General features: G+C 71.8%; 8 protein-coding genes and 1 pseudogene. 2 read left to right on the top strand and 7 right to left on the bottom strand.

The features are described 5' to 3' along the window. Window positions 1–211: pseudogene (locus tag ETD83_RS35860) on the bottom strand (purine-nucleoside phosphorylase); the annotation flags it as partial. A gap of 31 nt (window positions 212–242) precedes the next feature. Further along, window positions 243–695: a gamma-glutamylcyclotransferase gene (locus tag ETD83_RS35855; RefSeq protein WP_138649652.1), complete on the bottom strand. Its 453-nt coding sequence runs from the start codon at window positions 693–695 to the stop codon at window positions 243–245. 124 nt (window positions 696–819) lie between these two features. Here ETD83_RS35855 and ETD83_RS35850 point away from each other — a divergent pair, with 124 nt between their 5' ends. After that, window positions 820–2,205: an NAD(P)H-quinone dehydrogenase gene (locus ETD83_RS35850; protein ID WP_138649651.1), complete on the top strand. Its 1,386-nt coding sequence runs from the start codon at window positions 820–822 to the stop codon at window positions 2,203–2,205. A 22-nt stretch (window positions 2,206–2,227) separates the two neighbouring features. Here the strand turns inward: ETD83_RS35850 and ETD83_RS35845 are convergent, their stop codons facing one another. Beyond that, window positions 2,228–3,340 (bottom strand): ArsB/NhaD family transporter, encoded by a 1,113-nt coding sequence (locus ETD83_RS35845; RefSeq protein ID WP_138649650.1) that lies wholly within the window; start codon window positions 3,338–3,340, stop codon window positions 2,228–2,230. A 64-nt stretch (window positions 3,341–3,404) separates the two neighbouring features. Between ETD83_RS35845 and ETD83_RS35840 the strand changes: the two genes are divergently transcribed. After that, window positions 3,405–3,965, top strand: coding sequence for a response regulator transcription factor (locus ETD83_RS35840; protein WP_138649649.1), 561 nt, complete (start codon window positions 3,405–3,407; stop codon window positions 3,963–3,965). Window position 3,966: 1 nt separating this feature from the next. Here the strand turns inward: ETD83_RS35840 and ETD83_RS45070 are convergent, their stop codons facing one another. The 4 genes from ETD83_RS45070 to ETD83_RS35825 all read right to left on the bottom strand — a co-directional run bounded on the left by ETD83_RS45070 (window position 3,967) and on the right by ETD83_RS35825 (window position 8,576). Further along, window positions 3,967–4,140 carry an ATP-binding protein gene (locus ETD83_RS45070; RefSeq protein ID WP_230421404.1) on the bottom strand — a complete coding sequence of 58 codons (174 nt, stop codon included), beginning with the start codon at window positions 4,138–4,140 and terminating at the stop codon, window positions 3,967–3,969. Window positions 4,141–4,212: 72 nt separating this feature from the next. After that, window positions 4,213–4,953, bottom strand: a complete 741-nt coding sequence (locus ETD83_RS35835; protein WP_230421403.1) for a sensor histidine kinase — start codon at window positions 4,951–4,953, stop codon at window positions 4,213–4,215. Between the two features lie 350 nt (window positions 4,954–5,303). Next, entirely contained in the window at window positions 5,304–6,680 is a 1,377-nt protein-coding gene (locus tag ETD83_RS35830; RefSeq protein WP_138649648.1) for a hypothetical protein, read from the bottom strand. Window positions 6,681–6,806: 126 nt separating this feature from the next. Then, on the bottom strand, window positions 6,807–8,576 hold the full coding sequence (locus ETD83_RS35825; RefSeq protein WP_138649647.1) for an acetyl/propionyl/methylcrotonyl-CoA carboxylase subunit alpha: 1,770 nt from the start codon (window positions 8,574–8,576) through the stop codon (window positions 6,807–6,809). Window positions 8,577–9,108 lie beyond the last annotated feature (532 nt).

Below are 9,108 nucleotides of genomic sequence, written 5' to 3'. Positions count from 1 at the left end.
CCCGCACCCGCCCCGCATGCCCCTCGGCCGCCGGGGGAGCAAACCCCGGCAACTCGGTCACCAGCACATCCACAACCGGCGAGCCGAGCGCGTCAGCCGCCGGAACCCACCCCGACCCCAACACGATCGCGACATCGAAGGAATCCACGGACGCGCGGGCACGCAACTCCTCCGCAGCAGCCCCCGCCAGCGCAAAAGCGTCGTTGCTCACGTCGCCGACACTACCGGCGCGAATACCCGGGCTAATCGCCCAGGGAGGCGCACGGACGGGTGCGCAGGTCCTTCACGTAGTCGTCGGGGGCGCCCGCCTTCTCCGCCGCGTCCGCGAGGATGCCGAGGTAGCGCGCGGACGGGAGCCCGCCCTCGTAGTCGTCCAGGACGTACATCCAGCACAGGACGTCGCCGTCCAGGGTCTGCACCCGGACCCTGATCTTGCGGTAGACGCCGAGCGCCGCGCCCTCCCAGGCGTCGAGCTCCGTCTCGTCCCAGGCGGGCACGTCGTAGTACACGACGAAGACCTGCTCGGAGTCGTCCTCGACGACGGTCGCGAGGGCGCCGTCCCAGCCCTTGTCCTGCCCGCCGAAGGTCAGCCGCCACCCGGCCAGCCAGCCGGTGCCGCGCATGGGCGAGTGCGGAGCCCGGCTCGCCATCTGGTCGGGATCCATGTTGGAGGCGTACGCCGCGTACAGTGCCACGTTGGCCAAGGTTACGCCACCTGCCCTGACCGGCCGGGAAGAAGGCCGCATCGGCATCGGCGCGCGCTGTGAAACCGGTCGCGGCAGGACTTTTCACTGCTGTGAGTAGGAAACAATGGAAGATGTGACCCGCATCGTGATCATCGGAGGAGGGCCGGGCGGCTACGAGGCCGCGCTCGTCGCGGCGCAGCTCGGCGCCGACGTGACCGTCGTCGAACGGGACGGCCCCGGCGGCGCCTGCGTGCTCACCGACTGCGTGCCCTCCAAGACGCTCATCGCCACCTCGACCCGCCTCGCGGTCATGTCGGAGTCGGCCGGCCTCGGGGTCCGCTACAACGGCGGCCCGGACGGGATCGTCGGCGCGCTGGAGGCCGACATGGCCACCGTCAACAAGCGCGTGAAGGACCTCGCCCGCGCCCAGTCGTTCGATGTCGCGGAAAGACTCGCCTACGAAGAGGTCAAGATTGTCCGGGGTGCGGCACGGCTGGTGGAGCCGCACGTCGTCGCGGTCGGGGACCGGCGGATCGAGGCCGACAACGTGCTGATCGCGACGGGCGCGACGCCGCGCGTCCTGCCCGGCGCGGAGCCCGACGGCGAGCGCATCCTGAACTGGCGCCAGCTCTACGACCTGCCGGACCTGCCCGAAGACCTGATCGTCGTCGGCTCCGGCGTGACCGGCGCCGAGTTCGCAGGGGCGTATCTGTCGCTCGGGTCGAAGGTGACGCTGGTGTCCTCGCGCGACCGGATCCTGCCGACCGAGGACGCCGACGCCGCGGCCGTCCTGCAGGAGGTGTTCCTGCGGCGCGGGATGAACGTGATGTCACGGTCCAGGGCCGCGGGCGTGGAGCGGTCGGGGAACGGCGTGATCGTCACGCTGGAGGACGGGACGAAGATCGAGGGCACCCACTGCCTGATGACCGTCGGCATGATCCCGAACACCGCGGGGATGGGGCTGGAGCACGTCGGCGTCCGCTGCGACCCGCGCGGGTTCGTCGAGGTCGACAAGGTGTCGCGGACGTCCCTCCCGCACATCTACGCGTCCGGCGACTGCACCGGCGTGCTGATGCTGGCGTCGGTCGCGGGCATGCAGGGCCGCATCGCCATGTGGCACGCGCTGGGGGAGGCGGTGCAGCCGCTGAAGCTCGGCTGGGTCGCGTCCAACATCTTCACCGACCCGGAGGTCGCGTCCGTCGGCGTGACGCAGCACATGGTCGACTCGGGCGACGTCAACGCCCGGGCGGTCATGCTGCCGCTGTTCACCAACGCGCGGGCCAAGATGCAGGGCTTCGAGGACGGTTTCGTGAAGCTGTTCTGCCGCCCGTCCACGGGGATCGTGCTCGGCGGCGTCATCGTGGCGCCGCGGGCGAGCGAGCTGATCCTGGGCGTGTCGATCGCCGTCCAGCAGCACCTGACCGTCGACCAGGTGGCGCACACGTTCGCGGTGTACCCGTCGCTGTCGGGCAGCGTCACGGAGGCGTCCCGGCGGCTGATGGCCGAGCACGCCTACTAGGCGCGCCCGGCCGGCCCACCCGTCAGAAGTAGCGCAGGGCCACGTACGCCCACGCCATCAGGGTGCTCACCACCGTGATGCCGATCCCGTAGCGGGTGAACTGCCAGAAGCTGATCGGGTGACCGGTCCTGGCGGCGATGCCGATCGCGACGACGTTGGCGCTCGCGGCGACCGCCGTCCCGTTCCCACCGAAGTCGGCGCCCAGCGCGAACGACCACCACAGCGCGTCCGCGGTCTGCGGGTCGGCGCCCTCGGCCATCCCCTCCACGATCGGCGCCATCGTCGCCGTGTAGGGGATGTTGTCGAAGAACGCGCCCAGCACGGCGGACCCGAACACCAGGCTCGTGGCGGCGGCGAAGTAGTTGTCGCCGATCGCGCCCGCCGCCCAGGTGCCGATGTTCTCGATGACGCCGGTGTGCCCGAGGCCCGCCACCATCACGAACAGGCCCATGAAGAACACCAGGACGCCCCATTCCACCTCTTTGAGGGCGTCGGCGGCGTCGACCTTCGTGACCAGCAGCATGACGCCCGCGCCGACGAGGGCCACGATCGACGGCTCCACGTGCAGCACCGAGTGCAGCGAGAACCCGACGATGATCAGCCCGAGCACGACCAGGCACCGGGCCAGCAGCCCGCGGTCGGTGATGGCCTTGCGCTCGTCGAGCGCCATCACCTCGTCCACGTACTGCTCGTCGTAGGTGAACGACTTGCGGAAGATCCACCGCGACATCGCCACGAACGTGACGAGGATGATCACCACGATCGGCGTCATGTGCATCAGGAAGTCGTTGAACGTGAGCCCCGCGCGGCTGCCGATGATGATGTTCGGCGGGTCCCCGATCAGGGTGGCGGCGCCGCCGATGTTGGACGCCAGCACCTCCGCGATCAGGTACGGCTGGGCCGGGATGCGGAGCCGGTCGCAGACCACCACCGTCACCGGCGCCACCAGCATGATCGTGGTGACGTTGTCCAGGAACGGCGAGGCGACGGCGGTGATGGCCATCAGCATCACCAGCAGCCGGTACGGCCTGCTCTTGGAGCGCTTGGCCGCCCAGATCGCCAGATACTCGAACAGCCCGGTGCCCTTGATGACTTTGCGGCGGAGGCCCGCGCCGATATCGGGTCCGGACCCCATATCGGCCTGGAGGAATCATGTATCCGCAGGTAGCGGGAATCTCCCGCGAGGTCCCGAGCCTAGGATGAGGACGAGACCGAAGGTGATCGGGGTGCACACGCGCGAGTCCGCCACCCGGATTCTGCTGGCCGACGACCACGCGCTGGTGCGCCGCGGGCTCCGCCTGATCCTGGACGCCGAGCCCGACCTGACCGTGGTCGCGGAGGCCGCCGACGGCGCGGAGGCGATCGACGCGTCCGCGGGCGGCGACGTCGACCTCGCGATCCTCGACATCGCGATGCCGCGCATGACGGGCCTGCAGGCCGCGCGGGAGATCTCGCGGGCCGTCCGCTCCGCGATGCGGGACGAGCCGTTCCTGTACCCGGCCGCCGTCACCGCGCTGATCCGCGAGTACCTGGCCCGCGACCGGGACGGCGACGCCCCCGACAGCGTCCTCACCCCGCGCGAGGAGGAGATCATCAAGCTGGTCGCGGAGGGGTACTTGTCGAAGCGGATCGCGGAGACGCTCACGATCAGCGTCAAGACGGTCGACCGGCATCGCGCGAACATCCTCGGCAAGCTCGGCATGCGCGACCGGCTGGAGCTGACCAAGTACGCCATCCGCGTCGGCCTCGTCGAGCCCTGACCTACGGCACGGCCTTGCGTGCGCCGGGCGGAGGGATCACCAGCCTGACCTCGGTGCCGGTGCCATCGCGTTCGGGTGGGCCGATCGTGAGCTGCGCGCCGATGAGCATCGCGCGTTCCCGCATCCCGTGGATTCCGGCGCCGACCTCGGCGGGCGGGCCCGACCCGTCGTCCACCACCCGGAGGACGACGCGACCGTCGTCGTCCTGCGCCAGCGACAGTTCCGCGTTCCGCGCGCCGGAATGCCGTCACACGTTCGTCAGGCCCTCCTGCGCGATCCGGTAGATCACCAGCTCGGCGTCCGCGCCGAGACCCGCCAGGCCGGTCTGGACGCGGCGGGTCACGCGCGGCCCGCCCGCCTCGGAGAAGTCCGCGGCGAGGGCGGTGAGCGCGCTGGTCAGGCCCAGATCGTCCAGGACGCCGGGACGCAGCCGCCGCGCCACCCGGCGGACCTCGTCCAGGCTCGACCGGACGGTCTCCTGCACGCCCCGCAACTCCGCCGCCACCTCGTCCGGTGCCCGGTTCACCACCGACTTCAGCTCCAGCAGCACGACGGTGAGGCTCTGGCCGATCTCGTCGTGCAGCTCCTGCGCGATGCGGCGCCGCTCGGCCTCCTGCACGTCCAGGACCACGGCGGTGCTGATGCTGCGGTCGGCCTCCAGCCGGTCCAGCATCGCGTTGAACTGGTCGACCAGGTGGAACAGGTCGCCGTTCCGGCCGGTCGCCAGCCGGTCGCCCGAGCGCAGCGAGTCGAGCCGCGCCATCAGCGCGGTGAGCCCCTCCAGCGGCGCCAGGCTGGCGCGCAGCAGGACCGCGTTGGCCGCCATCATCACGGCGAGCCCGACCACCAGCACGGGAAGCTCCCGCAGCAGGACGAACGACGACACGGTCACGGGCGCCACCGCGAGCACCACCGTGCCCGCCGCGAAGATCAGCCCGTTGATTCCGAGGATGCGCCAGTACAGCGCCGACGCGGGTGTCCTGCTCATAGGTCCACGTCACCGCATGACGTCGTGTCTTGTCCATGCGTGACACCCCGGGCGCGCGTGCAGGGTGGACCCCGCCGGTTCATGGGCAACCGGCCCGATGGCAACGCCCCCTCCCGCCGCCGACGGTGGAAGAGAGCGCAGCCGCGACCAAGCCGGAGGTGGGGCAGATGGACGTTCTCTCCGCGGCCCTCGTAGTCCTGGGGTTGGGCGCGGTCGCGGCCGTGGCGTCGGGGCTGCGGCGGGTCGGGGCGCCGAGCGGCTGGTCGTCCGGCGGTTCGGCGGGCCGCTCGCCGACCCGCCGGGCTCGTGGCCGTCGTGGACGCGACGATCCCCGTCGTGCCGGGGGCCGGTCAGAAGCCGCCGAAGTCGCCCCCGCCGAACCCGCCGCCGCCGCCGAAGTCGCCGCCGCCGAAGTCCCAGCCGCCGCCGACGTCGCCTTCCGCGCCGGCACCGCCCGCGCCGTAGCCGCCCCAGCCGCCGCCCATCATCGAGCCGAGCATGGTGCCGATCATCATGCCGCTGAGCAGGTCGATCCCGCCGTAGCCGTAGTAGTAGCCGCCGGCGTACGGCGCGTACGCGGGCCCGGCGTCCCAGTACGGCCGCCGCCCGCCGCCGGACGGGACCATGCGGACGTCCGGGTCCGTCCCCTTCAGGACGGCCTCCGCGTCGGCCGCGCACGCCGGGACGGAACGCGGCACACCGCCAGGCGGCGCCCACGTCACGTCCTCCACGGACGGCCCGTGCTGCGGGTTGAAGAAGCACGGCGCACGCCGCTCCGGCACGGGCTCGCCGGACAGCCGGGCGCGGGTCGCGGTCATGTAGTAGCGGCCGTCCTCCAGCGCGGTCGTGACGGCCTGCATGTCCTGCGGTTTGGCGGCGCGCACCGTCTCCCGCTTGGCCTGGTCGTAGGAGTTCATGGCGCGCTCGTAGTCGGCGCGGGTGCCGGGGTCGAGGCCGGAGTCCATGACGTCGAGGTCGAGGTGCGCGATGTCCTCGCCGAGGAGCGTCACGTCCTCCTCGACACCGGCCTTGAGGTCGGCCATCTGCCGGGCCTGCCGGTCGAGGCGCCGCTTCCGGACGACGAGGAACCCGCCCGCCGCCGCCGCGACGACCATGAGCAGGACGCCGAGCGTCACGTACTCGCCGATCGAGCTGGACCGGGCCTTGTCGTCGACCTTCCGCTCCGCGAGGTCGCCGAACTGGATCAGCCGCTCCTTCAGCGGGGTGCCGTTGGTGCGGGTGACGAGCTGGTTGATCTCCCCCCGGTCGAGCTTCTTCGACATCGCGCCCATGCGGCTGCCGTCGGCGGTGACGGCCACGTACGTCTCGCCCTTGCCGACCCGCTCCGCGACGGCCGGGAGCAGCTGCCTGACCTCGGCCTGGGAGACGCCGTTGCGGACGACGACGGCGCGGATGTCGGCGTCGCGGTCGCCGCCGAGGGCCGACGTGATCGCGCTCCGGTCGGCCGGGGACAGCACGTTCCCGGCCTCGCTCGTCACGTACAGCCGCGAGTCCATCAGGCCCCTGGCGATCTGCCCGACGTTGTCAGCGGACGCGACCGTCCGCGTCCCGGCGGTCTGCGTGGTGGTGATCTGTGCTGCGGCGGGCTGCGCCTGGGCGGCCTGCGCGGGGGCGGTGAAGGCGAACACCGGCAGGGCGACGGCGGCGACGATCACCGAGACCGCACCCCGGCGCACCGCCCGGACGCCCCGGTCGCCGGTGCTCATGCGTGCTTCCTGTGGGGGGCCGACCCCCCACACCCCCCGCTTCGCTTCGCTCATGTCTCCAGTCTGCCCACGTAACGCGAGAATGCGTCCTCCGGCAGATGGATTTCGCGCAGGCCGCCGTGGGGGTCAGCTGTCCTTGATCTCGCAGATCACGGCTCCGGCGGAGACGGTCTGGCCGACCTCGGCGGACAGGCCGGTGAGCGTCCCGGCCTTGTGCGCCGCGATCGGCTGCTCCATCTTCATGGCCTCCAGGACGACGACGGTGTCCCCGGCCGCGACCGTCGCGCCGTCCTCAACGACGATCTTGACGATGGTGCCCTGCATGGGGCTGACCAGGGAGTCGCCGGACGCCTGCGCCCCGCCGCCCTTCTTGGCGCCGCGCCGCCTCGCGGGCTGCGCCTTCCCGGCGGCCCCGCCCGGCAGGGCGCCCAGGCCCGCGGGCAGGACGACCTCGATGCGCCGCCCGCCGACCTCGACGGTGACGCGCTCCCGCTCCCCGGTTTCGGCCTCGTCTCCCGCGACGGGCGTCTCGTACGGCGGGATCCGGTTGTCGAACTCGGTCTCGATCCACCGGGTGTGGACGGAGAACGGCGCCGTGTCGTCGGCGGGAACGAACGCCGGGTCGTCCAGGACCGCGCGGTGGAAGGGCAGCACGGTGGGCATCCCGTCGATCACGAACTCCGCCAGCGCCCGGCGCGCCCGCTCGACGGCCTGCCGCCGCGTCGCGCCCGTCACGATCAGCTTGGCGATCAGGGAGTCGAACGCCTGCGGGACGGTCTGGCCAGCGCCGTAGCCGGTGTCCAGGCGGACGCCGGGGCCGGTCGGCGGCTCCCACGCGGTGAGCGTCCCGACGGCGGGCAGGAACCCGCGGCCCGCGTCCTCGGCGTTCAGCCGGAACTCGATCGAGTGCCCGCGCAGCTCGGGGTCGGCGTAGCCGAGCTCCTCGCCGTCGGCGACGCGGAACATCTCCCGGACGAGGTCCACCCCGGCGACCTCCTCGGTCACGGGGTGCTCGACCTGGAGGCGGGTGTTGACCTCAAGGAACGAGATCGTCCCGTCCTGGCCGACGAGGAATTCGCAGGTTCCGGCGCCGACGTACCCGGCCTCCTTCAGGATGGCCTTGGACGAGCTGTACAGCAGTTCGACCTGCTCGTCCGACAGGAACGGCGCCGGGGCCTCCTCCACGAGCTTCTGGTGCCGCCGCTGCAGCGAGCAGTCGCGGGTCGACACGACGACCACGTTGCCGTGCTGGTCGGCGAGGCACTGCGTCTCCACGTGCCGCGGCTTGTCGAGGTACCGCTCGACGAAGCACTCGCCGCGCCCGAACGCCCCGACGGCCTCGCGGACGGCGGACTCGTACATGTCCGGGACCTCGTCCAGCGTCCGGGCGACCTTCAGCCCGCGCCCGCCGCCGCCGTACGCGGCCTTGATCGCGATCGGCAGGCCGTGCTCCCGGGCGAACGCGACGACCTCGTCCGCGCCGGACACCGGGTCCTTGGTGCCCGCGACCAGCGGCGCGCCGACCTTCTGGGCGATGTGCCGGGCCTGGACCTTGTCGCCCAGCGCGATGATCGCGGCGGGCGGCGGGCCGATCCAGGTCAGCCCGGCGCCCTGCACGGCCTTGGCGAAGTCGGCGTTCTCCGCGAGGAACCCGTAGCCGGGGTGGACGGTGTCCGCGCCCGATTCGGCGGCGACCTTCAGCAGCTTCTCGATGCTCAGATAGCTGTCGGCCGCCGTCTGCCCGCCGAGGGTGAACGCCTCGTCCGCGACCCGCACGTGCAGCGCCTCCAGATCGGGCTCCGCGTACACCGCGACGCTGGCCAGCCCGGCGTCTCGGCAGGCACGGGCTATGCGGACCGCGATCTCGCCGCGGTTGGCGATCAGGACCTTGCGCACGTGGGTCTCCTCCCTCACAACCTCACGCAGTCTAGATAATCGCTGTTCCGCGCTTTCGTAAGGCCCTCCCCAAGTGACCGCAACAAGGATGGGACCGGGGTTCTCAGCGGCGAGCGTCTCCCCCGGCCCCGGTGGGCGGCCCGCGCGGGGCCTCCGGAGGCGTCAGCGGCACCGCCCCGTCGGCCCATTTCGGAATGGAGGCTTCCAAGGGGCTCTGAAATCGACTTGACGGGGAGTAATTATGTGCGTCACAAGGCGTGCGCGATGCCGCCGAGAAGGCGCGCGTGGCCACATCCGGCCAGGCTCAGACGGGGGGAAAGCCCCCGGAACGCTGGACGATCCGACTTCCGGCACTGGATCGACGAGATCGTCCGGGCGTAAGCTGTCGCCATTCTTTCGGCAACGCTGGAAACGTTCCACCGTTGCGAGACGAAAGGCCGGGGCCGCGGGTCCCGGCGGAACGATCGAGGCGGACGCCGGTCGACGCCTCTATGAGCCGCGGGTCCCGGCCCATCCCCCCGAGGTCGGGACC

Origin of the sequence: Actinomadura soli (assembly GCF_005889715.1) — a bacterium.
In the GTDB taxonomy this organism is placed as follows: domain Bacteria; phylum Actinomycetota; class Actinomycetes; order Streptosporangiales; family Streptosporangiaceae; genus Spirillospora; species Spirillospora soli.
Note: the sequence above shows the minus strand (reverse complement) of the source record. Positions and strands in the feature narration are given on the sequence as shown.